This is a genomic window from Salsuginibacillus kocurii DSM 18087 (assembly GCF_000377705.1).
Classification (GTDB): Bacteria; Bacillota; Bacilli; order Bacillales; family Marinococcaceae; genus Salsuginibacillus; species Salsuginibacillus kocurii.
The window spans coordinates 125,419-150,271 of record NZ_KB898625.1 but is presented as its reverse complement, the minus strand read 5'-3'; the positions used below and the strand labels follow the sequence as shown (position 1 = coordinate 150,271).

Annotated in this window: 20 protein-coding genes and 1 pseudogene; 12 read left to right on the top strand and 9 right to left on the bottom strand. The window is 44.5% G+C overall.

Features of this window, described 5'->3' with window-relative positions; genetic code table 11:
- The first annotated feature begins 74 nt into the window (after nt 1–74).
- Together D469_RS0107375 and D469_RS22715 are read left to right on the top strand one after the other, a co-directional pair.
- Complete coding sequence (locus D469_RS0107375; protein ID WP_018922745.1) at nt 75–2,033, top strand: aconitate hydratase; 1,959 nt, start codon at nt 75–77, stop codon at nt 2,031–2,033.
- Between the two features lie 210 nt (nt 2,034–2,243).
- Nucleotides 2,244–3,068 (top strand): annotated as a pseudogene (locus D469_RS22715) (IS256 family transposase).
- A 476-nt stretch (nt 3,069–3,544) separates the two neighbouring features.
- On the opposite strand, the gene D469_RS0107360 reads toward D469_RS22715, so the two are convergent.
- Nucleotides 3,545–4,105, bottom strand: coding sequence for a redoxin domain-containing protein (locus tag D469_RS0107360; RefSeq protein WP_018922744.1), 561 nt, complete (start codon nt 4,103–4,105; stop codon nt 3,545–3,547).
- Nucleotides 4,102–4,761 carry a hypothetical protein gene (locus D469_RS0107355; RefSeq protein ID WP_018922743.1) on the bottom strand — a complete coding sequence of 220 codons (660 nt, stop codon included), beginning with the start codon at nt 4,759–4,761 and terminating at the stop codon, nt 4,102–4,104. Before D469_RS0107355 ends, D469_RS0107360 begins: the two co-directional genes overlap by 4 nt.
- A gap of 333 nt (nt 4,762–5,094) precedes the next feature.
- Here D469_RS0107355 and D469_RS0107345 point away from each other — a divergent pair, with 333 nt between their 5' ends.
- On the top strand, nt 5,095–6,726 hold the full coding sequence (locus D469_RS0107345; RefSeq protein ID WP_018922741.1) for an acetolactate synthase large subunit: 1,632 nt from the start codon (nt 5,095–5,097) through the stop codon (nt 6,724–6,726).
- 16 nt (nt 6,727–6,742) lie between these two features.
- Nucleotides 6,743–8,176 (top strand): aldehyde dehydrogenase family protein, encoded by a 1,434-nt coding sequence (locus D469_RS0107340; protein WP_018922740.1) that lies wholly within the window; start codon nt 6,743–6,745, stop codon nt 8,174–8,176.
- A gap of 230 nt (nt 8,177–8,406) precedes the next feature.
- On the opposite strand, the gene D469_RS0107335 is transcribed toward D469_RS0107340, so the two are convergent.
- Both D469_RS0107335 and D469_RS0107330 read right to left on the bottom strand, forming a co-directional pair.
- Nucleotides 8,407–10,410 carry a methyl-accepting chemotaxis protein gene (locus D469_RS0107335; RefSeq protein ID WP_018922739.1) on the bottom strand — a complete coding sequence of 668 codons (2,004 nt, stop codon included), beginning with the start codon at nt 10,408–10,410 and terminating at the stop codon, nt 8,407–8,409.
- 498 nt (nt 10,411–10,908) lie between these two features.
- A complete protein-coding gene (locus tag D469_RS0107330) occupies nt 10,909–11,739 on the bottom strand; it encodes a nicotianamine synthase family protein (RefSeq protein WP_018922738.1) in 831 nt (276 codons plus the stop codon).
- A gap of 178 nt (nt 11,740–11,917) precedes the next feature.
- Here D469_RS0107330 and nikA point away from each other — a divergent pair, with 178 nt between their 5' ends.
- The 5 genes from nikA to D469_RS0107305 all read left to right on the top strand — a co-directional run bounded on the left by nikA (nt 11,918) and on the right by D469_RS0107305 (nt 16,957).
- Nucleotides 11,918–13,444 (top strand): nickel ABC transporter substrate-binding protein, encoded by a 1,527-nt coding sequence (gene nikA, locus D469_RS0107325; protein WP_018922737.1) that lies wholly within the window; start codon nt 11,918–11,920, stop codon nt 13,442–13,444.
- The gene (nikB, locus tag D469_RS0107320) at nt 13,445–14,377 is read left to right on the top strand and encodes a nickel ABC transporter permease (RefSeq protein ID WP_018922736.1); all 933 of its coding nucleotides are present in this window, start codon (nt 13,445–13,447) and stop codon (nt 14,375–14,377) included. It abuts the gene before it with no gap.
- Nucleotides 14,374–15,198, top strand: coding sequence for a nickel transporter permease (gene nikC / locus D469_RS0107315; protein WP_018922735.1), 825 nt, complete (start codon nt 14,374–14,376; stop codon nt 15,196–15,198). Before nikB ends, nikC begins: the two co-directional genes overlap by 4 nt.
- A gap of 21 nt (nt 15,199–15,219) precedes the next feature.
- Nucleotides 15,220–16,575 carry an MATE family efflux transporter gene (locus tag D469_RS0107310; protein WP_018922734.1) on the top strand — a complete coding sequence of 452 codons (1,356 nt, stop codon included), beginning with the start codon at nt 15,220–15,222 and terminating at the stop codon, nt 16,573–16,575.
- 142 nt (nt 16,576–16,717) lie between these two features.
- Nucleotides 16,718–16,957, top strand: a complete 240-nt coding sequence (locus D469_RS0107305; protein WP_018922733.1) for a hypothetical protein — start codon at nt 16,718–16,720, stop codon at nt 16,955–16,957.
- 278 nt (nt 16,958–17,235) lie between these two features.
- Here D469_RS0107305 and D469_RS0107300 read toward each other — a convergent pair whose 3' ends face one another.
- Together D469_RS0107300 and D469_RS0107295 are read right to left on the bottom strand one after the other, a co-directional pair.
- On the bottom strand, nt 17,236–18,540 hold the full coding sequence (locus D469_RS0107300) for a Glu/Leu/Phe/Val family dehydrogenase (RefSeq protein ID WP_018922732.1): 1,305 nt from the start codon (nt 18,538–18,540) through the stop codon (nt 17,236–17,238).
- Between the two features lie 242 nt (nt 18,541–18,782).
- A complete protein-coding gene (locus tag D469_RS0107295) occupies nt 18,783–19,727 on the bottom strand; it encodes an SDR family oxidoreductase (RefSeq protein WP_018922731.1) in 945 nt (314 codons plus the stop codon).
- A 155-nt stretch (nt 19,728–19,882) separates the two neighbouring features.
- Here D469_RS0107295 and D469_RS22315 point away from each other — a divergent pair, with 155 nt between their 5' ends.
- A complete protein-coding gene (locus D469_RS22315) occupies nt 19,883–20,053 on the top strand; it encodes a hypothetical protein (protein ID WP_018922730.1) in 171 nt (56 codons plus the stop codon).
- 141 nt (nt 20,054–20,194) lie between these two features.
- Here D469_RS22315 and D469_RS0107285 read toward each other — a convergent pair whose 3' ends face one another.
- The 3 genes from D469_RS0107285 to D469_RS0107275 form a co-directional block, all read right to left on the bottom strand.
- Nucleotides 20,195–20,683, bottom strand: coding sequence for a hypothetical protein (locus D469_RS0107285; RefSeq protein ID WP_018922729.1), 489 nt, complete (start codon nt 20,681–20,683; stop codon nt 20,195–20,197).
- 216 nt (nt 20,684–20,899) lie between these two features.
- Complete coding sequence (locus tag D469_RS0107280; RefSeq protein WP_018922728.1) at nt 20,900–21,841, bottom strand: EamA family transporter; 942 nt, start codon at nt 21,839–21,841, stop codon at nt 20,900–20,902.
- A gap of 442 nt (nt 21,842–22,283) precedes the next feature.
- Nucleotides 22,284–22,634 (bottom strand): DUF4363 family protein, encoded by a 351-nt coding sequence (locus D469_RS0107275; RefSeq protein WP_018922726.1) that lies wholly within the window; start codon nt 22,632–22,634, stop codon nt 22,284–22,286.
- A gap of 102 nt (nt 22,635–22,736) precedes the next feature.
- Here D469_RS0107275 and D469_RS0107270 point away from each other — a divergent pair, with 102 nt between their 5' ends.
- Complete coding sequence (locus D469_RS0107270) at nt 22,737–23,600, top strand: DUF421 domain-containing protein (RefSeq protein WP_018922725.1); 864 nt, start codon at nt 22,737–22,739, stop codon at nt 23,598–23,600.
- Nucleotides 23,601–23,982: 382 nt separating this feature from the next.
- Nucleotides 23,983–24,540 carry a DUF7010 family protein gene (locus tag D469_RS0107265; RefSeq protein WP_040606658.1) on the top strand — a complete coding sequence of 186 codons (558 nt, stop codon included), beginning with the start codon at nt 23,983–23,985 and terminating at the stop codon, nt 24,538–24,540.
- Nucleotides 24,541–24,853 lie beyond the last annotated feature (313 nt).

Genomic DNA, 24,853 nt, shown 5'->3' with positions numbered 1-24,853 from the left:
AGGAAAAAAGGAATATAAGTAGGAAGGACGGTAGTACCCTGGACACGTTATAACTTAAAAATGGGGGAATAAGAATGAGTTTAAATGTGACCCAAAAAATATTGAAGGAGCATTACGTCTCAGGAGAAATGACGCCAGGCGAAGAAATAGGGCTTACGATTGACCAGACATTAACACAGGATGCCACCGGGACAATGGTCATGCTTGAATTAGAAGCAATGGGCGTAGAACGAGCGAAAACGGAGGCGTCCGCGCAGTATGTAGACCATAATATGATACAAGCTGACAACAGAAACCCGGACGATCATTTATTTTTAGAAAGTGCAGCCAAGAAATTCGGTTTATATTACAGCAGTCCAGGAAATGGCGTCAGTCATCCCGTTCATATGCAGCGCTTAGCAAGGCCGGGTCGCACACTGCTAGGCTCCGACAGCCATACGTGTGCGAATGGATGTATGGGTATGATTGCGATGGGGGCCGGAGGAATTGACGTGGCCCAGGCCATCGCAGGCGAACCGTTTTATGTGAAAATGCCGAAAGTGTGGGGAATACGGCTCTCGGGTTCTTTACCGGATTGGGTAAGTGCTAAAGATGTTATTTTAGAACTGTTGCGCCGTCATGATGTAAAAGGCGGGGTAGGCACCATCATGGAATATTACGGACCTGGCTTAGAGAGCTTGAGCGCAATGGACCGCCACGTTATTGCCAATATGGGCGCAGAGCTAGGGGCAACTGCTACTGTCTTTCCATCGGATGGAGAAGTGAAACGTTTCCTAAAAAGCCAGCAACGAGAAGAAGACTGGCAAGAAATTGTAGCTGATGATGAAGCCACCTACGATATTGACGACGAAATTAACTTATCTGAGCTAGAGCCAATGATTGCGAAGCCGTCCAGCCCTGGTAACGTAGTGCCAGTGCAGGAGGTAGCCGGTGAACCGATCTATCAATCTTATATCGGCTCCTCAGCTAATCCGGGCTACCGGGACTTTGCCGTCGTTGCAGATATCGTGAAAGGAAAGTCCGTCGCTTCCGGTTTATCTTTTGACATTAATCCAACGTCCCGACAAATGTTGTCTGATTTGGTAGCCGACGGTCATATTGCGAGCCTTTTGTCAGCGGGTGCGCGCCTGCATCAGGCCGGCTGTAATGGCTGTATTGGCATGGGACAGGCCCCCGCCACCGGAAGAAACAGTTTACGAACCACCCCGCGTAACTTCCCGGGTCGTTCCGGCACAAAAGAAGACAGTGTTTTTTTATGCAGCCCAGAGACAGCAGCTGCTTCAGCATTAACAGGGATGATTACTGACCCACGCAGCTTGGAAATGGACTGTCCGCAAGTGAGTGACCCAGATGAGCCAACCATTGACTTTAAACTATTAGAAGAACCGCTGCCGCCGGAAGAGGCTAAGAAAGTGGAGCTTCAGCGCGGCCCCAATATTGTCGCTCTCCCAGATATGGAGCCGCTTCCAGATCATATTGAAGTACCCGTGATTTTGAAACTCGGAGATAACGTCTCGACCGATGATATTTTAGCCGGCGGTTCACGTGTATTGCCATTCCGCAGCAATTTGCCGGAAATTAGCAAATTCTCGTTCGAAATGCTAGACGACACGTATTATGAGCGGACGAAAGAATTAGAGTTTTCCAAAGGGCATGCGATCATAGGAGGGTACAACTACGGCCAAGGATCCAGCCGGGAACACGCAGCCCTGGCGCCTAGGTATCTCGGCCTTCGCGTCGTCATCGTGAAAGACTTTGCCCGCATCCATTGGCAAAACCTCGTTAACTTCGGCGTCCTGCCACTGACCTTTACCCATGAAGAAGATTACGACAAGCTTGAGATTGGTGATGCCCTCCACCTGCATGACATTAATGAAGCCATTAAAGAAGATAAAAGAGTCCCCGCTCACATTAAAGGAAAAGACAACGAGATCTATTTAGAACACGCCTTGTCCGACCGACAAGTCGAAATTCTGCAACAAGGCGGCTTGATTAACTGGATCAAAGAACGACAAGAAAGCAAATCTCGTTAAAAAATCAGCCGGGCCAGCTGGAGTTGGCCCGGCTGGTTTCTCATTATGATGGCTTGCCTCTTATGGTTGTTTTCTAGCGACCATTACATTCTGCAATTTAGCAAAAAAACGGTAACGTACAATAGTTTGTGTAAACCTTGAAAGACAAAAAAGGTAGGGTACCTTCGGTGTGTTAAGCCCAATAACCAACCAAAAAGGAGGACCCTACCTATGGGATCTAGTATAGGACATACATCCATAGAAGATCAAATCGACAATATGGTGAAACAATTTGTTAAAGAAAAATTGGAACTGCTTATGAACGAAGAACGGAACCACTCTTTTGAAACCGAACATCCTGAATTACCCTATCAAAAAAACGGTTATTACGAACGCACCTTAGATACCAAATACGGGCGCATTTCAAAATTAAAGGTGCCTAGAGATCGCCACAACAACTATCAAACAAAGGTATTTAAACCGTATAAGCGATATGAAGAATGGCTCGGGGGGACAGGAAAGCGCAACGGGTTGGAAAGGTCGGTTACGTGACTTACGTAAACGAGGCGTTGAAGAAGTACTTCTAGGTGTGTTTGACGGATTGTCCGGGCTAGAAACGGCATTTAAACGGGTCTTTCCTAAGGCAGATGTCCAGCGGTGTATCGTTCATAAAATGCGGAACAAGCAGTCAGCTGTGCGGGTCAAACACCGAGAAGACGTTATGACCGATCTAAAAGCGATTTATCATAGCAGCACCCGGGATCAAGCCTATGAACAATTCGAGGCATTTAAAGAGAGATGGGAAAAAACATACCCAAAAGTAGCCTCTTCTTGGGAAGAGGAACTCCCTCTGCTGTTAACGTTCTATACCTATCCGGCCACTCTTCACCGAAGTATTCCCACCACGAATATGATTGAATGTTTCATGAGTAAACTGAAGGGACGCACAAAAAAAGCCACCTCGTTCCCAACGGAACAGGCAGCTGAAAAATGATCTATCTCCAGTGTATTCGTTTTAATCAAAACCAAACGAAGGTCTCCGACGGATTTGGCTAACAAAAAGACCACCTTCAACAGTTGTTTTGGGAACGCTATGGAAAGGTAGGTCACCACGGAGGAATGATTCGTTCCTCTTTATAGAATCTATCGCACATTGCGCAAAAGACCCTGGGAAAAGAACACAGCTAAGCAACGGAAACAGACGAGACTCCTACGGGAAAAGCAACAGTCTGAAGACCCCGCAGGGAGCGGTTTACGCTCACGAGGAGGCTGAAGCGTTGCCCGTGGAAAGCGAGTCGATTTCCGTTGCGGTGGCATAATAACAAACGTGGAAAATGGATCTTAGCATACCATTTATGAACAATTAACCGAAGTCCCTGATTTTTTACACAAACTTATTGACACAACCAAAAAAAGCGACTTTTGAATTTCTAACGGACATGTGTTCAGCTACTCGCTGCAAAATCTGCTTAAAGGTAGGGAATTTGAGGAAAGAGCGGAACAGATGGCCATAAGCAACGGTGGGCTCCCCGTTAGTCTAGTTGCTGGTATTCGTTCACCATCATTTCTTTGTTCATCGGGCCGATACTCATATGCCGGATGATTCCATCTGAATCGATAAAATACGATGTAGGGATCGGCTGCACGTTATACGCATCCGCTACCTCAACGTTTTCATCCATAAGTATTGGAAAGGTCAGCCCCAGCTCCTCCACAAAAGATTGCACTTCCTCAGCGTTTTCCCGTAGATTCACCGCGAGGATCTCCATGTCATACGCTTCGTAAAATCGCTCCATATCCGGCATTTCTGCACGGCAAGGCGGACACCAGGTAGCCCAGAAGTTTAAAAAAACCGGCCTCCCTTCATAATCAGACAATGACACGGTCTCACCAGTGAGCGTTTCCAGCGTAAAGTCTGGAGCCGGGTCTCCTTCTTCTAATGCCCCTCCTGCCCCTGAGCCTGATTCGGTATCTTCTTGAATATCAAAATCTTCATCTGCAGGGGCCTCTTCACTTGTGAAAAAGGTATCAAATAACGTCCAGCCAAGCATGGCAGCTAAAACAAGACCTATGAGAACAGTTCGCATCATCATCGTGAACGCTTCCTTTCATATAAAAATGCTGTCACCAGCCCAATCAAGCTGAGGCCAGCTATTACGAAAAAGAATGAAGCAGGCAAAAAAACGAAATACGTTTCGATTGGATAATAAAGGTGCAACACGCCGCTTGCGATTCCATAAAAGAACACTACCGTCGTGAGCTTCGAGAGGGAGCGTAAATAGACCAAACCCCAAAACGCGAGAACATGCACCGTCATATAAATCACACTGCCAACCTGGTCTTCAAAGCCGACGACTCGGCTGAAAAATAAATAGAAAAAGGTGGTGAGCATATAACAGCCCGCCAAACGCACTAATCCAGTTTGAATCGAAAAGCCATGTTTTCTCCCCTGAAAAAAGATGATACTGATAATGATTATGCCGCTTAGGATCCATTCTGCAGCGCCGCCAGGAAAGGCAATCATGGCGAGCGGATCGCGGAAGGCAGCGGTCGGGTGCATGAGAAGCGTGCTGAATTGAAAAATGACAAAAAATGCGAGTAGGCCGGTGGAGACGACCGGTCCGTACGTTTTCCGCTCAGAGCTGAAAAAGTGAAAGAAGAAGATGAAATAAGCGAGGACAGCAGAGACGGCCGCAATTATCCAGTCTGTATGTATGAGTAAAGGTCCGAGTTCAAGCGTTTGTGGCATGGAAATCTCCTCTGCATCATTTGTTTGGTTCGGGTTAAATTATAGCAGATAAGCAAGGGCGGAGGGGACGGCTAGAGTGTGGGGGATATTCACGAACAGAAGGAGTGACTGTGCCAGGAAGGAGAGTGACTGGGCACCAAGGAGGAGCGACTACGCAAGACAGAATAGCCACTGCGCAATGAAGTCACATCATTACGCAACGCTCTTTCCTCTCGCTTTCGTTTCCCCTTCCACTCTCCCGCCAGCCAACTTTTTTTACAAAGGTTGTTTAAAAATAAAGTTGTTACAGAAAATAGGGATAGCTGGAAATTTTACTTACAAAGGGTGTTGTGCATGAAGGTGGCTGAGTTACTTATTAAATGTCTTGAGCATGAAGGTGTGGAATATATGTTTGGTGTTCCGGGCGAGGAGAACATCGACCTAATGGATGCGCTGCTTGATTCGTCGATTGAGTTTATTGTAACGCGGCATGAAACGGGAGCGGCGTTTATGGCAGGAACATATGGACGCTTAACGGGAAAGCCGGCAGCCTGCCTGGCGACGTTAGGACCAGGGGCGACCAATATGGTTACCGGGGTGGCGAATGCGAATATGGATTTGAGTCCGGTGATTGCGATTACGGGCCAAGCGAGTTTAGCCCGGCAGCATAAAATTTCGCATCAGTATTATGATCTGGTAGCGATGTATAAACCGGTGACGAAATGGAATGCACAAATTAAAACAGGCGAGACGGTTCCGGAAGTGGTGCGTAAAGCGGTGCGAATAGCAACAAAAGCGAAAAAAGGAGCGACGCACATTGATCTTCCGGAGGATTTGGCCGGGATGGAAGTGAAGGCAGAGCCTCTACCTGTTGTGGACGAGCAACTGCCTGTAGCTGCTGATGCTGCTATCCAATCGGCGGTTGAGCGTATCAACAATGCCCGCCACCCCCTGATTTTGGCCGGCAATGGTGTGACTAGGCAGGAAGCAGCCGACAGCTTGCGTACGTTTGTCGAAAAAACAGATATTCCAGTCGTGCATTCGTTTATGGGGAAGGGCGCGGTCTCATGGGAAGACGAGCATAGCCTGCTTACGGCTGGTTTAGGCGGAAAAGATTATATAACCTGCGGCTTTGACAAGGCGGATTTAATTCTGGCAGTCGGTTTTGATATCGCTGAATACCCCCCCCAAAATTGGAATCCAGAAGGTCAGTGTCCGATTTTGCACATTGACTCGACCGAAGCGGAAACCGATGCAAATTATCCTGCCACGGTTCAAGTAGTCGGAGACATTAAAGAAAACCTTGCCAAATTAAACGCAGCAGTATCGCCCACAGAACGAAATAATGACTGGGTGAGTCACGTGCGCACGAATGCACTTAATGAATTGGATTCGTTTAAAGAAGACGATGGTTTTCCGATCAAGCCGCAAAAAATTATCGCTGATTTACGCACAGTATTGGATGATGATGCGATTGTGCTCTCAGATGTTGGAGCTCACAAAATGTGGATGTCACGCATGTTTCACACGACAAAGCCGAACACTTGCCTGATCTCGAATGGCTTGGCTTCAATGGGAATTGCTGTCCCTGGCGCGGTTGCTGCTAAAATGATCTATCCGGACCGGGCTGTCGTTGCCGTTTGCGGTGACGGTGCCTTTCAAATGACAAGTGCCGAGATGGAAGTGGCCGTCCGTTTTAACTTGCCGATTGTTATCCTCTTATGGCGGGATGACGGCTACGGGTTGATCGAATGGCATCAGCTTAAACATTTTAATCGCTATTCTCATATTAAATTTGGCAATCCGGATTTCATTCAACTGGCAAAGTCATATGGCTTCGAAGCAATGGAAGTACCATCAAGCGAAGAGTTAAAACCGATGTTGAAAAAAGCAGTAACTATGAACAAACCTGTCTTGATTGATTGTCAGGTGGACTATGATGAAAACATGAAATTAACTGAGCAAATGGAAGATATCAACTGTTAAAGAAAGGAGGCCTGACATGAGAATAGGCTCAATTATTCATGGCGAAGAGCGCAATGAAGAGACCCGCGAAACTATCGATATCATAGCGCCACACGGACAAAAGAAAATCGCGGAGCTGGCCTTGGCAACAACTGAGGACCTGAATGATGCGGTGAAAGATTGTTATGACACCTTCCACCATACGATGAAATATATGCCGGCGCACGAACGCGCGGATATCCTTCGTACCACCGCTGATATGTTAGAAGGACAGGCAGAAGAGTTTGTCGAAACAATCGTGCATGAAGCCGGCAAGCCTCTTGTTTATGCTCGAGATGAAATCGGACGTTCCATCCAAGTTATTCGGTTTGCCTCTGAACTGGTTAAACATATGACCGGAGAAGTGCTGCCTATGGATGCAGCAGTTGGCGGCGAGCACAGGCTCGGACTGGTGAAGCGCCGACCGCTCGGTGTAGTGGGTGCTATCACGCCATTTAACTTTCCGTTAAACTTGGCGCTGCATAAAATCGCTCCGGCCATTGCCGGGGGGAATACAATTGTCTTTAAACCGGCTGAAAAAACCCCGATCTCTGCTTATAATCTGGTGAGACTGTTTCAAGCAGCAGGTTTGCCGGACGGTGTATTGAACCTGGTCCAGGGGACCGGTGAAGAAGTAGGTGGACCGCTGGTCGAGCATGACAACGTCCATAAAATTTCATTTACCGGAAGTTTACCGGTAGGGAGAACCATTCTTGAAACGGCCGGTTTTAAAAAAGTAACACTTGAGTTGGGGTCCAATTCCCCGAACATTGTTTTTGACGATGCAACCATTAAGGACACGGTTACTGAATTAGTTAAAGGAGCCTTCGCATTTTCCGGCCAGGCCTGTATTTCAGCGCAGCGTGTGTATGTTCATTCTTCGATTTATGACGAGTTCCTGCAGGAATATGTCAAGCAAACCGAAGCGTTAACAATCGGTGACCCTAGTGATGAAGACACTGACATTGGCCCGATGATTACGCAGGAAGAAGCGGAACGGGCGAAAGAGTGGATTGACGACGCGGCCCGTAAAGGTGCGACGATCGCAACGGGCGGAACGCTTGATGGCAACGTACTTTCACCAACGATCATGACCGACGTGCAGGATCATATGAAAATTATCGCCGAAGAAGTATTTGCACCGATTGTCTCCGTCATTCCTTTTAAAACGGAAGAAGAAGTGGTTGAATGGGCCAATAATTCTGTTTACGGGCTGCAGGCGGGGGTCTTCACGAAAGACATCAACCGGGCAATGCGGGTGGCCGAACACTTGGAAATCGGCGGTGTCTGGATCAATGAGATATCCACGTACCGTCAGGACAATCATCCATACGGCGGCGTCAAACAGAGCGGAATTGGCAAAGAGGGCGTGAAATACGCGATCGAAGATACAACGGAAATAAAATTTATCGGAGCTAAGCTGGAACCGTGAGTCGTTTAAACAGACAGCACTTCTAACAACATTTCCTAATTAACTAAAAGCCATCTCCTAAGGGAGATGGCTTTATTGGAAATAGGATACATAGTCCTCTTATTGTCTATAAAAGAAACTATGGGATAGATTTAACCCTATTGCGGGTAGAAGCAGGGCGATGCAAGTGGGAAAAGTGAGTAGAAACCTTTTCCCAGGATTGCAAAGCTCTTGTTTAACTTGGAAAGCAGTTATGCATCCTGCTTTAGCTTGAAACGGCTTACGATCTGCTGGAGTTCAGTCGCCATCTCGCTTAACGATTGGGCGGCCGAATCGATTTCTTCCATAGAGGCCAGCTGTTCTTCGGATGCGGCAGCTATGTTTTGCACGTTTGACGAAGTCTGTTCGGAGATGCCGCTCATTTCTTTAAATGCGGATGTGACTTCATCACTGCTTGAAGAAATTTGTTGAGAAGTAGCTGCAATTTGTTCAATCTGATTCCCAACCTCTGATGTGAACGCTTGAATTTCGTTAAAACGTTCTTGCGCTTCTTTAACGATCTCGAGTCCTTCATTAACCTCTCCGGTAACTCTCTCGGTAGAATTCGTCGATTGTTTCATATCTTCCTGGATATCTTGAATAATGGTAGAAATTTGCGCAGAAGATTTCTGGGACTCTTCTGCCAGTTTCCGGACTTCTTCGGCTACCACGGCAAAGCCTTTGCCATGCTCACCGGCCCTGGCTGCTTCGATGGCTGCATTTAGAGCAAGTAAATTGGTTTGTTCGGAAATTTCCGAGATGACTCCTAATATATTTTCGATCTCTTTTGAACGAACGCCTAAGGATTGATTGATCTTGTTTGAATCCGACACTGCTTCATGGATCATCTGCATTTTTTCAACCGTTTGCTGAACAGACTGGCCGCCTGCTTCCGCTTTTTCACGTGTTTGGTTTGAGGTCGAGGCAATATCGGTAGTAGAAGCTGCCAGTTGATCAATGCCTTTTGCTACTTCTTCCATTGCATACGCATTTTCCTGGGAGCTGTGCTTCTGCGTCTCAGCCCCGGTCGACACTTCCTGGATCGATTCTGCAATATCTTCAGAAGATCTGCTGGTTTGCTCTGCGCTGGCTGTCAGCTCTTCCGAAGAGGAACTAACAAGCTCCGCGCTTTGTTCTACTTCACCGATCATCGAACGCAGATTGTCGGTCATAATATTAAAATTAGACGTTAATTCACCGACTTCATCGTTGGTCTGGACTTCTGCTTTTTTACCGGAAAGGTCGCCATTTGCCACAGCTTTAACTTTTTCTGAAATCACGCTCACAGGCCTGCTGATTCTGCCGGCAACCACTGTGGCCACTACTATAATGAGGATAGCGGCAATGGCGGTTACAATGATTGAAGTCAGTTGAATGGAATCCGCCACAGCTAGCACCTCATCCATTGGAGAAGTGAGGTAAAGGCTGTAGCCGGCCAAGGCGATGGGGGCGTAGGCGGTTAATGTTTCCTCGCCGTTATGGGATACAATGGCTGAGCCGGGTGCTTGTTCGTCTTGTTGGAGCATAGCCATCCATTCATCACCCAAATCCGCCTCTTCCACCGTAGCCCCGATCAGCTCTTCATTTTCATGATATTGAATCTCATCATTGCTGTCTAAAAAAATGTATTCGAATTGTTGGGCGCCGGTCTCTTCATTTTCAAGGTATTCTTCCAACAAAGCTTCAAAGTTTATAGAAGCCGACATCACCCCGATAATGTCTCCCGTATCGTCTTCAACGGGAGTGGCCACCACTACGATCCGGTTGCCTGTAGAATTTGATACCAATATATCGGAAATCGTGTCATCGCCTTCTAGACCATTTTGGACGTAATCCCGGTCTCCCAAGTCCAACTCATCAATGTTTTCTTCGCTTGTATGAGCGCGTACAATGCCGTCAGGAGCAGTAAAAACGACGGTTTCATATGTATCTTCCCGCCCCAGCATGTAGGTCATTAATTCCATCTGCTCATCAAGTTCTTCGGATGCCATATTATCTGTTTCAGAAGCTAACTGGATCTCAGACAGCCTTCGGTCTAACCAGTCTTCCATCCCATTGGCTGTACTTATTGCTAATTCCTCCATAGAAGCTTCTTCTTGGGCTACAATTTCATCACTGCTCTGGTTGTATATGAAAAAAGCAGCAACAGCCATTGGAATTAACCCAACCAGCAAAAAGCAAACCATTAATTTCCTTTTAATCGTAGATAATCTCATGTTGTCCCCTCCCCTTCATCATCACAAAGAGTATACTAAATGAACCAGTTAGTAAATAGGAGGGACTAAGATTTTAGTCCTAATTTGTAATACGATGGCTAATATTGCGTAAATTGAAAGCGGATACCACGAGGGAGTAAGGGCAAGCTTACATTGGAATTGGTGGCGGTGGGATGCTTTTATACAAGAACGGAAAGGGGAGAACTGTTTTTTAAATCCGTCACGAAAAGTAATCATGAAATCAGCTTAACACTAGCATTCTCCTGTTGCTAAGTCCTCGTTACAACCATTATTAATAAAAAGCTCCTGCAGACTTAGTGTGACAAATCGTCGCTATTTATCTAGCCACGTGCTTTCAATGGTCTTTTACCTTCATATCATTGAATGTGATAGTGGTGCCTGAGGCAAAGGCCTCAATCATAACGAACGCGCAGCTTGTAAAAAGGCTGCGCGTTCGTCTGTTGGGTGCCGTTATGAATCCATAGATTTTACTATTCCTCAAACTTCTTTAGAGGTGAAAAATAAAGTAGAATTAATGATGTAAGAATCTGCTACTGTGTTTCCTATCAATTGGTAACCTAATTGTTCCATGCCTGCTATATGGACAGGGTGATATAGCAGGCGGTGAATGCCTTCGGCTGAACGGAGGGCAATGATAGCTTTTGGGTTGGTACGAAAAATCTGGCGCACGATCTTTTCTTTATCTGGAACTAAACTGGCAATAAAGACGAGGTCAGCTGCTTGATAGTTGAATGTTTTTCCGTCTTGATATACATAGTTTAGTTGTTCTTCTTTTTGAAGTCGATGCACCAGGGCTTTTCCGATCATGTAGGGAGTTTTTTCGATATCGAGGCAATCTATTGTTGCATGTAATGTTTCTGCTAGCAGCAACGGACTTAAAGGAAGCGCACCTGACCCTATAAAACAGATGTGGTTTAACTCGTGAGGAGAAGATATTAGTTCATGTAATTTGGATACTTCTGTTTTTGTTAGTTCTTTGTAGTTATCCCAATATAAAAACGAAGAGAGGTCCTCTAACCTTGAAGCCCTTTCTGCAAACACCCTCCCAAAGTAATTTTCCATTTCATATTCGGCAGCTGCAAGGTGTGCAATCATATCATCTTTTATCGCTTGGATAGGCGGATGTTCTACCACCTCACAGGAAGAGTTAATAGGCGTGGAGAGTTTATGAACTAAAGCAGATAATGTTTCATTAATTAATGGATTAGCGGGTGATAAATCCTCTTCTCTTTTTAAAATCTGATAAGCGTGTTGATAGAAAGTGAGAATATCTTGTTTTTGGTCATGTTCGATTTGTGACAAATTCATACTTTTCACCTCTTAACAATTTGGAAAGAATGTATTATATTGATAAGTGTAATCATTACGATTTGTGTTAGCTAGCATTTAACCATAACCTATGAGGTGAAGTAAATGGCTATGTGCAAAATGAGGTAAAAGTTACCATCAAGCAAAATGGAATTAGTTAATAAGGAGGAAGTCAGGCATGAAACGATTCACTGTAATCATGAGCTCTGTTTTTTTATTCCTTGTTGGGTGTAGCGGGAGTGAGAGCGATGAGACCGGTCAAACTGAGGACGAAGATGCAAATGGGAACGCGGTTACTTTATTATTTAGTTTTGGGTCAGAATCACTAGACCCGCATGTAGATTGGGTCCCTGTACGAGCAGGAGTGACAGAAACGTTAGTGAAAATTAACGACGAATTGGAGTTGGAGCCTTGGCTAGCTGAATCATGGGAACAGGTGGAGGAAGAAGTATGGGAGTTTGAACTCAAAGAAGATATTACATTTCATGACGGTGAAGAGGTGGATGCAGCAGCGGTGGCTGCCTCTTTAGAGAGGGCATTAGACGTCAATTCTTCCTTGCAAGCTTCTTTGGATATTGAAACGATCGAAGCCGAGGAACAAACGCTCACGATACATACGAAGGAACCAAAGCCGATGTTTGACTCAGAACTGGTCAATCCGGAAACCGCGATCACTCAAGTTGAAGCGGATGACATCGAAGAAAAGCCGATAGGAACGGGTCCTTTTGAAGTAGATGATTTTGATCCGAATAGTAGAGTGGAGCTCACTCGCTTTGATGAGTATTGGGATGGGAAAGCACAACTTGAAGAAGCGACCTTTGCGTTTAATAGCGATGAGCATGCCAGGGGGATGAACCTGCAAACAGAAGAAGCTGATATTGCGTATCATTTAGCGCCGGAAAGTTTAGAGCCAATTGAAGAAGATGAAAATCTCTCCGTCCACTCGGTCCCTAGTCTGCGAACCCACTTTTTATTATATCAATTTGATAACCCTCTCCTCCAGGAAGTACCGGTACGAGAAGCGCTTGACCTGATCATGGACCGAGAGAGTGTAGTGGATGATATCATGGGCGGCCATGCCGATGAAGCAAGCGGTCCTTTCCACCCGTCTTTACCGTTTGCTTCTGCTGGGGAAGCAGATTATTCTCTAGCAGAAGCTGAAAATATCCTCGAGGAAGACGGGTGGGAAAAAAATGAAGACGGATGGCTTGAAAAAAATGGCGAAGTGCTGGATTTTACAGTTGTCACTTATGATGGCCGCCCTGAACTCCCGCTAATTGCGCAACTTTTCCAAGGGGAAGCTGCTCAACTTGGAATTAACATTGACATTCAAATGGTAGAGAACGTAGACGCGTATTTGCAGGAAAATGACGATTGGGACTTAGCGACCTATAGTAATTTATCAGCTCCACGTGGGGATGCAGCTTACTTTCTTAACACTGCGCTGACCGCTGAAGGAACTTTGAATCCAGGCAATATTGAAGATGAGAATTTGGAAGGTATGATAGCTGCGCTAAATCATGAAAGCGATGAGGCAAAGGTGTCAGCCCTCGTTAATGATGCTACGAATAGAATTGATGAAGAGGCTCTGCAATCGTATATTGTCCACCCTCATATTATTGTTGGTGTGAACGAAAGAGTGGAGAACTGGGAGCCAGGTTCTGAAGAGTATTATATTCTAACCAATGAGCTGGACGTGAAGTAAATGGCTCGCTTTATTATGACACGTTTCATGCAAATGGTGATGGTTCTTTTCTTTTTAACTGTCGTTACGTTTATCTTAATGAAGCTAGCCCCAGGAGATCCGGTACGTACCATCTTAAATGTAGATGAAGTGCAAATAACCAATGAGCAAGAAGAAGAGCTGCGCAGTGAGCTGTATCTAGATGAACCTGTCCGTCAATATTGGCATTGGCTCCAAGGCGTCGTGCAACTTGATTTGGGAACATCTTATGCTTCGAATACGCCAGTGAGGGAAGTGCTATTAGCCCGCCTTCCAAACACATTGCTGTTAACCGGTGGAGGGATTGTCGTCATGGTGGTGATGGCTGCCGTGCTCGGCCTGACTTCTGCTTTCTTTTATAACCGGCCATTTGATCATATCAGCCGCGTCTTAGCATTAGTAGGAGCTTCGCTGCCTTCCTTTTGGCTGGGGCTCCTTCTCATTCAATGGTTTTCTTTACATTTAGGCTGGCTGCCTTCCTCAGGGACGAGCAGTTGGCAGCATCTCATCTTACCGTCTGTCACGTTAGGAGTAGCGATGTCGGCTGTTTATGCACGGCTTTTGCGGGTTAATTTGGTGGAGGAGTTATCACAGCCGTACATACTTGCCGCAAAAGCAAGAGGGATTTCATCTTGGACCCTATTAAGCAAACATTCCCTTCGTGCTGCGATTGTGCCGATTTTGTCTCTTTTTGGGTTAAGTCTGGGCAGCTTATTAGGAGGAGCTGTCGTAGTGGAAACGGTGTTTTCCTGGCCTGGGCTGGGAAGCATGGTGATTGATGCCATCTTAAAAAGAGATTACCCGCTTATTCAAGGTTACATTTTAATCACGGGGGCGTTTGTGATCACGGTTAACTTCATCATTGATGTAGTGACCACTATGTTAGACCCACGCATAGGAGAGGAGCCGCTGTGATAAATAAGTTAAAGAAAGACAAGTTGTGTTGGACAGGTGTGATTATATTGCTCGGCATAAGCGCTGTAAGCTTAATCGGGCTTTTAGGGTTTGATAATGAATCGCTTCACCCGAACATGGGTGAACGCCTGCTGCCCCCAAGTGCTCAACATCCGTTTGGCACCGATCATTTAGGACGATGCATCTTTTCACGAATTGTCGAAGGAGGAAAACTAACCCTTCAAGTAAGCACTATAAGTTTAATGGCAACTATAGCAATTGGCCTCCCATTAGGGTTAATTGGAGCGTATTTTGGGGGCAAGCTCGATGCGTTAATTATGAGAGTGGTGGATGGGGTAGCTTCGTTTCCTGACTTTATTTTAGCTATCGTCATTGCTGGCATGTTAGGACCGAGCCTGCACAATGTTGTGCTTGCCATTGTGATTGTCAAATGGATCCAGTATGCCAGGTTGGCCCGAGGTACGATTTTGCCTGAAAAACAGAAAGAATACATTATAGCTGCCAAATCTATGGGGTGCCGAAATGGAAGGATTCTTTGTAAACATTTGCTTCCTGTCGTTCTTCCGCAAACGCTGACGATGGCTTCCGTTGATATGGGAAAGATTATTTTAATTATTGCTTCTCTCTCTTATTTAGGGTTAGGTGCCCAGCCACCGACACCAGAATGGGGAGCGATGTTAAATGATGCTGCGCCTTATTTTCAAACGGAGCCATTGTTAATGCTCATACCAGGGCTCATGATTCTATTAACGGTGTTAAGTTTTAATTTTATCGGTGATGCGATCCGTGAATCGTTTAATGTGAGGGCAACCGAGAAGTAATGGACATAAGGAGAGATAGTGGTGGGGGAAGCTTCAGCAAAAAAGGTAACACATAAACAATATTTATATTTAGCCATCCCCCTGATCTTAGCTACGCTATCTACCCCCTTGCTTGGAGCAGTAGATACAGCTGTGGTTGGGTTTTTGGCTGATCCCGCGTATTTGGCCGGTGTGGCGGTTGGGACCCTGATTTTTAACATTTTATATTGGCTGTTCGGCTTTTTGCGTGTCAGCACGTCCGGATATACCGCCCAGGCAGTAGGGGCAGGAGAAGAGCGGGAGGTTTTACTCAATTTTGTCCGGCCTGCTCTGATGGCTGCAAGCGTCGGTTTAGTGTTCGTTGCCTTGCAGTGGCCTATCCGGGAAGTAGCCATGTTTGTGATCCAGCCTCCGGAAAATGTAATGCAGCAAGGGAGTGCCTACTTTGATATACGCATTTGGGGAGCTCCATTTGCACTACTCAATTTTGTCATTTTAGGTTGGCTGATCGGGCAATCAAAAGTTAGGTTTGCTCTATTCTTACAATTTGGGTGTAATTTGTTAAATATGGGGTTGGATGTTTATTTCGTGTATGCCTTTGAGATGGGAGCGGCGGGAATCGGCCTGGCCACCTTGCTCTCAGAAGTGCTTGCAGTGGTTATTGGCTTCTTATTTATGTTGAAATATACACATCTACATGGGGAATTCTTTAAAGACAAAGCTGTATTTAGCGTTCAACCTATGGTGCATATGTGGAAAGTAAATAAGAACTTATTTATCCGTACAGTCTGCCTGCTCAGTGTGTTTGTGATCTTTACCTCGATTGGTGCTTCAATGGGGGAGGCGGTTATAGCAGCGAATGCTATTTTGTTGCAATTGCACTTTATTATGGCTTATTTTTTTGATGGATTGGCAAATGCGAGTAGTATCCTGGCGGGAAAAGCGGCTGGAGCCCAAGATAAGAAGCTGTTTAAACGTACAATCTCTATAGGTTGCTTTTGGGCGGCCTCGCTAGCCGTGTTATTAACTGTGGCTATGGCTGCCGGTGGATCGTCTTTCATCTCCTTATTTACAAACATCGCGGAAGTGCATACCACAGCGGTTGCTTACATTGGCTGGATCGTTCTATTTCCTTTGACTGGTTTTTTAGGCCTTCAACTATATGGGTTTTACACGGGAACTACACAAGCAGCTCCGGTAAGAAATTCTTTGCTTATTTCTTTGTTGATCTTCTTGCTTGCGGTAGGCTTCACTGTACCAATCTGGGGAAACCACGGATTATGGTTTTCGTTTATTCTCTTTACCGTTGCAAGGTCGCTTACACTGTGGGCTTTCTTCCCCAAACTTAAGCGGACGGTCTTTTATGAGCAGCAAGAGAAAATACGTGAAGTCATCTAAGGATTTGAGGGTGCTTATCTGGCTACGTTGGAGCAGTGCCGTTTCTTATGGAGAAAGGGGGGTTCTAGTTTTTACCAACAGATGTTATGTTGGGAAGTGATTTTTGATTACTGGAATATGGGGTAAGAAAGGAGGGGGAAGGTTGGATTATTCAGAGCTGTTTGTTTTCTCCTTAATTGCAGGTGTGTTATTGAGTTTTTTGGTCAAACCAAAACTAGCAGACAAGTCGATGACGGAGATTCTTTATTTTTCCATGCTGCTTATAATCAGTGGTTTTGGGCTTGTTTTTTTAGATGTAAATGTGGTATTCACTGTATTTGGATTAACGTTATTCGTTATTGGTTTTTTGACAGGTACTGTGAGTTTCTTGTTCAATCAATAGAAGTAAGAAAGAGTGAACCACCAAGTGAGTTATTAGGTAACAGAAAGAAGACGATGTATGAACGTCTTGCAGAGAAGCTAGCCATCTTTAGCTATATGTTGTCATCATCTGTAGATGACGGTTCATAATTCTGATTCATATACATAGAACAAATAAAACCTCACCCCCGCGTTTTTATCAATCGTAAGTTTGGGCCGGCTTAGCACCTTATGAGGCTAAGCCGAAGCCTACCTCGGAAGCTATAGATTGATAAGTCAGACAGGAGACGGTTTCTTAATTTATTGCGATAAGTCTTCGCCTTTAATCCAGCCCCGGGCTTTTAAAGCTTTAACGATATGCTTAACGCCGACCATGTAAGCCGCTTTGCGCATGCGGATGTTTTCTTTATTGCGCATATCGAGCACATTGTTAAATCCTTCTACCATGCGTTCTTCTAGCTTTTCATTAATCGCTTCTTCTTTCCAATAGAAATTCATCTCGTTTTGAACCCATTCAAAGTAGGATACTGTTACTCCACCGGCATTACATAAGATGTCGGGGATAATAAATACATCCTTTTCTTCCAGGATTTTATTACCCTCAGGTGTCGTTGGGCCGTTGGCTGCTTCGGCCACAATTTTTGCTTGAATATGGGGAGCAGTGTCTTTAGTAATTTGGTTCTCCATTGCAGCTGGGATAAAAATATCAACAGGCAGCTTAAATAATTCCTCATTGGTTAATGGTTCGGCTTTATCGTAATCAGCAAGCGAATTTCCTTCTGCTAAAAAATCTAGCAATTCGGGGATGTCGATCCCGTTTTCATTAGTAATTCCGCCACTGGCATCGGTGATCCCAATCACGTTCACATCTAGTTCATGCAAGTATTTTGCCGTCATGCTGCCGACATTGCCAAATCCTTGTAGTGCTACCGTCGATTGGCTCAAATCCATGTCCAGTACTTTTGCCGCTTCACGCACCATCAACATGACGCCCCGGCCTGTAGCAGCGAGTCTTCCTTCTGAACCCCCCAGAATCAGTGGTTTCCCGGTAAGCATACCTGGAATGTTATATCCACGCAGCTGATCATATTCATCCATCATCCAGCCCATCACTCTTGGATTCGTATTAACATCAGGGGCAGGAATGTCTTTTTGCGGACCGATGACCGGAGTTAACTTGCGGATGTACGTACGACTTAATTCTTCTAGCTCACGGTCGGATAACTCTGCCGGGTCAACAATGACCCCCCCTTTTCCCCCGCCGAGCGGAAGGTTTAAAATGGCCGATTTTAGCGACATCCAAATAGATAGTGCTTTCACTTCGTCGGTATTCACATCTGGATGGAAACGAATTCCGCCCTTGGTTGGTCCAAAAATATCAAGATGCTGAGACCGATAGCCCGTGTAATTATGGATGTCACCATTGTCCATCCGCACTGGAATCGATACTTCAAGCATGCGGATCGGCTTTTTTAAAATGTGATAAATATTCTCGTCCAGTTTTAAATCATCTACTGAATCTTTCAGGAGCTCGTGTACAATTTCTAAAGGGTTTTTGTCATGCGATGTAATATCCGCTTCTGCTTTTTCGTGCTGATCTGGCATCCTAAGCCCTCCCCGATAAATAACGTATTCTTACAGTTTCCATTTTTTGCGTTCATATGTATGGAGAGGGGGATCTTTTCAATAAGGATCTATGAACGTTTATCGTTGTAGACAGAGGTTATCAGATAAGTCCAACATATGTGCTTCGTTTTACATTCATAAAAAAACCGTCTGTAGATAGACGGTAGAGAGGAATAATGGTAGCGATACACGTATGTTTCAGCGGATACGCAGTAACAACACTATGAAGATGTCCATTCTCCACCATTTACATGCATCGTTTGCCCAGTGACAAACCGAGAATCATCAGAGGCAAGATAGACAAAGGTTGGAGCCATTTCAAACGGCTGGGCCATGCGATCCATCGGGTTATAAGAGCCAAATACGGCAACTTCATCGGCGGAGAAACTAGCTGGAATGAGCGGAGCCCAGGTTCGTCCGGGAGCAATGGCATTCACCCGAATTCCGTCTTCGATTACATTGTTGGCAAGCGCCCGCATAAAGCCGATGTTTGCTCCTTTGGTAGCGGTGTAATCAATCATTTGATCTTCCCCGGCATAAGTTACAACCGATGAAGTTATAATGATCGAACTGCCTGGCTCTAAATAAGGAAGTGCCGCTCTGGTTGTGTAAAAATGCGAATAAATGTTTACTTTGAAGGTGTCGTCAAATTGTTCATCAGTGATGTCTAACAAACTTGGTTGTTGAAACTGAATCCCGACATGGTTACATAAAATGTCAAGGCGGTGAAAATGGCGGATCGTATCTTCAACAATTTGCGCTGCATGATGTTTATCACGCAAGTCCCCCGGCAACAGCAACGCGCTACGGCCTAATTCTTCAATTCGATGTTTCGTTCGATTCGCATCTTCATGCTCATCATAATACGCAATGGAAACGTCGGCTCCTTCTTTGGCAAAAGCGATCGCTGCCGCCGCTCCGATGCCGCTATCTCCCCCAGTAATCAGCGCCACTTTTCCGGTTAATTTCCCACTCCCTTTGTAATTTGGATTTTCAATTATAGGAGGCGGGGTCATCAATCGTTCAAAGCCAGGCTGGCGGGTTTGCCGTTGTTCTGGGACATTGATTGGGACATCTTCATAACGCGTGATTTTTCCTACGTTAGGGTACATCGGATATCCCGATTTGTGGCGCTTATCATTTGAGTGTGCATCGTGGTCGCTCATGATCGGACCTCCTTTTTAATACAAACATACAATCACGGTATGTTTACATGCATAGACCTGTGCCTATCCAATTGAGCGAACAGTTTACAGCTACGTGACAGGCTCCATTTGCTCACAGCTAACATAGGGTGAAAAAGGAAAGGAGAGGTGAAAGAATGGGATATTCATATGACCCGCAAGTTCGTTTGCTGCTTGTCGACGAGTCAGATGAAACGGTACAAATGTTATACGATGATAACCCATACACCTGGGCTATGCCCAAAATCGGGCCAAGACCCCCCTATTACACAAATCCGCGTTACGAGGAAAACTGGCCACTGCTATAGAGACGGAAAAGGAGGAGAGAAGAGATCGTGGGCAAAAATGGAGGGAGAGCACGGTGCCTCTCCCTCATTTACGGAGGGGATTGAAACGGTCAAGCTCGGATGCTGACTCAATTTAAACATGTCGTTTTGCTGGTAGTATAGTTAACACCAGACTATGAGTTTATCTGGAGTGGTTTGGGCAGGTATGCTTTTGGTAGCCGCTCGATAGAGAACAACGAGGTTGCGGTTTGTAAGGCTTTTGGTGAAAGGTTGCCCATTTCTTAATATAACCAGGGTATCTGGTGATAAATTCAATTGTAATAGCCCGTCGCTACTTACCAATTGCTCGTTAAAACGGTCGACTTTCGCATGTTGATAAGGGCTGTCTTTTACCATGATGAGTGCTCGGTATTGAGGTGGATAAATTAGAGGAACAGGAGCATTTCTATCATAATATCCGCTAACCTGATCTCCAGTTGACACCATTTCATCGTCCACAAAGTAAGTGGTGGGTGACACGACAAAATTCACTAACGTTCCAGATCCATCCACTACAGATATCAGTTTATAACACCCATCTTTATCATTTTGGCTTTTCATAAAGTCACTGATCCTCGTAATGATCCCGCTAAAAGATTGAAATGTTATCATGCAGCCTCCCCCTCAGATTTTGACACAACCAATGAATTTGGGTTTTCTTTGTTTAATAGTATGCAAAGAACATGAATGTGAAGCCCGTCTTTGGGCAAGAATCGAAAAATGAAGAAGGAACGCTACGAACAGCGGTCGACATAGAAGACACGGCGACAACAAACGTAGAGAGTGGAACGAACTCTTACTTGCTGAGCAGTGGAGGGAGAACAGGACTTATTTTTCATCTTGGTTGTTTTTCACATAGGTACTGATGACACCGAGCACCGTTAATAACAAAATGCCGATAAACGTAGGAGTGGACCAGCCTACACGCGGGTCGAGCAATTGAAAGAAAAAGGTGAAGACGGGCACAAACGTAATTGACATCATCACATAAAAAGTGTCGCAATGTTTAATTCCCACTTGGAGAAAGTAGAGGGGAAGAAGCACTCCTGTGACACTTACGATCAAAATCCAATCCAGGTGACCCACCAGCTCACGGTTTACGTCTTTTTGAAAAACAGCAATAAAAAAAGAGAGGATCACAATCAAATAAAAGCGATGGGCCAAAATTTGAGAAGAGGTCCAAGCCTTCTCACTTAACTTTTTTGAATAGATCGCTGCCAACACCGCACCCATTCCACATCCTAGTGAAGCGGCCAAACCAATGAAGTATTCAAACGTATAATCGAAACTGACCCCGGAGCGTCCAGTCACTGCCGCCCCTACTAATATAAAGCTGGCACAGAGAGTGCCGACCGCGATTAACGCATCACTTTTTAGAATAGTAGTCTTCGGATACAACATTGTTGAAATGAACAAAGCAAATAGGGGGCCTACCCCCATTTCCAGTGCACTAACAATCGCAGGTTCTATGTACTTTAACGCATAATAAAAGCCTAAAAAAGCAAGCGCTGTACTGACGTTAAGCAAAGCAAAATCCTTAAAACTAAAGAAGTCTAGAGACCTTTTCTCTTCGTTCTTCTGACTTAGTGAAAGCAGAAGGAAAAACAAAGCTGTGAGGAAAAAGCTTATAAACGTAAAGGAAAACGGACTGATGCTTTGCACTTGCTGCGCGTAAAATACTTGACTGATGGCAGCCAAAAAAGCAGAAGCAAGTAAAGCGACGGTCCCCAGCAAATAGGTGTTCACTCCATTTTCTAAAGTTCGCAGCATGATTACCACCATTTTCTATGTTAAAAATATCCTTAATTTTAACGTGTTACCCTGCTGCGTACAAGGTTATTATCGGGATAAGTAGGAGAGGGGAATTTGATAAGGGTAGCGTCATGGTCATTCAATCCGCTATTTTCACCATTATCGCCGATTTTACAATAGTAACGGTCAATGTGCCGCTAATCGACTCAAAAATGCTGGTTTGTCAAAGTTTTGAACCGGATAACGGAACTGCTGCCCGTTTTTTTTAAACGCTAAACACAGCAAAATGGCGGAATGGAAATCCGTAGTGTTGCAACTATATTTACTACGGATATTGGGATGGATCCTAGTTTTGCTAGTTTAGCGCATTATCAATTTCATCCCATCAGTCACTCGAAGCCATCTTTTGCATTCCCATTTCCCTTAGGAAAACTCTCTTCAGTTCTTCCAATGAGATGGGCTAGAGATGATAAATAATCGTAAGCCGGTGTTTCATTTGGCTTAAGCCGATTTTACTTTCCAGAGCATCTTCTTCCTTTATCGTTTCTTTGAATTGTAGAATCTGCAGTTCAATCTCGTTATAGTCCTCCACGCCGCCCAAAAGCTGTAATTTCCATTTTTGTTCTTCATACCTTTTTTGAAATTCTTCGATATGAGCATACGCCTCCTCCCATTCTTCCTCTTCAATGTGTTCACGGATCTCTCCTAATGTAGCAAACAACAAATCGTCTTTTTCTGTCATAAATAATTCGCAGCCTGTCAAAAAGCTTAGCATAAACAGCAGGATTATGAGAGAACGCCCAGTTGCCATAGGATCCTTCCTTCCGCGTAATTATTGCTTTGTGAGAAGTATGCTTTCCTTTAGTTTGTCCAATAATGTAAAAATAGTGCATCTGAAGAAAGGGGTGGACAGATGACTGAGCTAGAACATGTCTTTATAAGAGGGGCCGCTGGCTTTATTCTTTTGTTCATTATTGCTCGGGTTATGGGAAAAAAACATATTGTCGACATGACATACTTAGAATATATCGTAGGTATTGCGATTGGCAGTATCGCGGCGGAATTGACCTTCGGTACCGAAGTGAGAGCCTCGAATTTTATATTCGGCATGGTGATTTGGGCTCTTTTTCCAATCCTACTCTCTAAAGCAGAAAAGAAATCGCTGCGCTTGCGGAAGTTTACAGAAGGAGAGCCAACTCTTTTAATTGAAGACGGCAAAGTTCTCGAAGAAAACCTCGGCAAAGAAGATTTAACCGTGGATGAATTAATGACTCATTTAAGACAGAAAGACGTGTTTAAGCTCTCAGAAGTGGAATCAGCCATCCTGGAGAAAAGCGGCCAGCTGAGCGTCTTGAAAAAAAGCGACTTGCAGCCAGTCACACCAAAGGATATGAATCAAGCGGTAGATATGGAACACAACCCCCAAATTGTCGTAATTGATGGAAATGTACTATCTAACAGCCTAGAAACGTTCGGATATACGGAAGATTGGTTACTTGGGGAAGTCATGAAGCAAGGCGCAAATGATTTTAAAGACGTGTTTATGGCACAAATTGACTCGCTCGGCAATGTCTATGTCGATTTATACGATGATGAAAAACAAGCACATCCCGTTAAGCAAAAAATTATTACCGCTGCCAGCATCAAACAACTTCAATCCAAGTTAATGGAACATTCCGTTCAAAGTCAGGATGAAAAGGCAAAAGAAATGTATGAAGACCACGTGAAGCAGTTGGAGCGAATGCTAAACGACTTAACCGCTTATGTGAATGAATAGTATCTTTCAAATGAATGTAAAGGGGACTCCTTCTGTTAGAAAACAGCTTTTGATACGAGAAGAAGGGTTTGATAGAGAGGGTGTCGAATGATGTAAAAGACCAAATGAGAAATATCAACATGACGGTTAAACAAATCTTTATTAAAATGCTGGACTCCTTGAATGATGTCGAGATCAAATTAAAAAACCTTTCTTCATTCCAACGTTTCTTCGTTTATTCTTGACGCTTTGTTAACGGTGGAGGGGGTCCGGTTAAGCATGCCCTTATATAAAAGAACAATACATAAGGCGCCTTTGCAGCCGAAATGAGGGACGTTTGCTTCAAGTACACAAACTACCAGTTTACAAAATGAGGTGGAAGAAGAAAGAGGGAGAGAAAGAGATGGATTTGCTTAAAGTGAAAAAGGAACTTTCGATTAAAGGGAAAAATGGAATCGCGTTTTTACTAGCAGGTGCCGTCGTTTGGTTACTTATTATGCTTATATTTCTGCAGCCAATTACCATCTATCAAAAAAATATTTTTATGTTATTTTCCACCGGCTTAGTTTTCCCCCTCGCTATACTTGCTTCCAAGCTACTAAATGCAGAATGGAAATTCGAAGGAAATCCGCTCGCTAGTTTAGGAGTGTATTTAAACGTGGCTCAAATTATTTATTTTCCATTAGTATTATGGGCGATAGTGAACAGCCCAAACGAGGCTGTCTATTTTTTTGCCGTGATCGTTGGCGCTCACTTTTTCCCGTATGGATGGTTTTATAATGCCAAGCCTTACTATATTATGGCCCCGTTTATTACCGTAGCTTTCATGGTAATAGGGTGGGGGTTACAAGGGGAACGTTTATGGTTGATTCCAATGGCGATGGTGTTGTTTCTAGTAATATTAATTGGACTATTATATGTTGATTACAAGAAAAAAGCGTTGCATCCTGACTTTCACTAAGGTAAAAGATTTATGCAAAGGGTTCGTCAATCTTACATTTTCTTTTGTGTTTTCACGTGCTTTTTAATAGCTTCAAGCGCCTGGACTTTTGTTTGTCGGGGTGAAGATTGTAGCACACGCATGAGTTGGTTGAGCTGTTGTTGAGATGTCATGGCAGCCTCCATTTTTTTCACCATTATATCGAACGTATGTTCTTTTGAAAAGGGTGAGGGAAATTTTTATTCCCCTTTTAAAGTGCACGACAAATTTATATTTCGTTTATTTATAGATTTTTGGAGGTATTATTATTATTTAATTTAGGCTGTTTTCTAAA

Coding starts and splice junctions, on each gene's coding strand:
- D469_RS0107335 (WP_018922739.1), bottom strand. CDS start 10,410: ATGAGATTATCTACGATTAAAAGGAAATTAATGGTTTGCTTTTTGCTG.
- nikA (WP_018922737.1), top strand. CDS start 11,918: ATGAAACGATTCACTGTAATCATGAGCTCTGTTTTTTTATTCCTTGTT.
- D469_RS0107330 (WP_018922738.1), bottom strand. CDS start 11,739: ATGAATTTGTCACAAATCGAACATGACCAAAAACAAGATATTCTCACT.
- D469_RS0107300 (WP_018922732.1), bottom strand. CDS start 18,540: ATGCCAGATCAGCACGAAAAAGCAGAAGCGGATATTACATCGCATGAC.
- D469_RS0107280 (WP_018922728.1), bottom strand. CDS start 21,841: ATGCTGCGAACTTTAGAAAATGGAGTGAACACCTATTTGCTGGGGACC.
- D469_RS0107375 (WP_018922745.1), top strand. CDS start 75: ATGAGTTTAAATGTGACCCAAAAAATATTGAAGGAGCATTACGTCTCA.
- D469_RS0107345 (WP_018922741.1), top strand. CDS start 5,095: ATGAAGGTGGCTGAGTTACTTATTAAATGTCTTGAGCATGAAGGTGTG.
- D469_RS0107275 (WP_018922726.1), bottom strand. CDS start 22,634: ATGGCAACTGGGCGTTCTCTCATAATCCTGCTGTTTATGCTAAGCTTT.
- D469_RS22315 (WP_018922730.1), top strand. CDS start 19,883: ATGGGATATTCATATGACCCGCAAGTTCGTTTGCTGCTTGTCGACGAG.
- D469_RS0107295 (WP_018922731.1), bottom strand. CDS start 19,727: ATGAGCGACCACGATGCACACTCAAATGATAAGCGCCACAAATCGGGA.
- nikB (WP_018922736.1), top strand. CDS start 13,445: ATGGCTCGCTTTATTATGACACGTTTCATGCAAATGGTGATGGTTCTT.
- D469_RS0107360 (WP_018922744.1), bottom strand. CDS start 4,105: ATGATGATGCGAACTGTTCTCATAGGTCTTGTTTTAGCTGCCATGCTT.
- D469_RS0107340 (WP_018922740.1), top strand. CDS start 6,743: ATGAGAATAGGCTCAATTATTCATGGCGAAGAGCGCAATGAAGAGACC.
- D469_RS0107355 (WP_018922743.1), bottom strand. CDS start 4,761: ATGCCACAAACGCTTGAACTCGGACCTTTACTCATACATACAGACTGG.
- D469_RS0107265 (WP_040606658.1), top strand. CDS start 23,983: ATGGATTTGCTTAAAGTGAAAAAGGAACTTTCGATTAAAGGGAAAAAT.
- D469_RS0107285 (WP_018922729.1), bottom strand. CDS start 20,683: ATGATAACATTTCAATCTTTTAGCGGGATCATTACGAGGATCAGTGAC.
- D469_RS0107270 (WP_018922725.1), top strand. CDS start 22,737: ATGACTGAGCTAGAACATGTCTTTATAAGAGGGGCCGCTGGCTTTATT.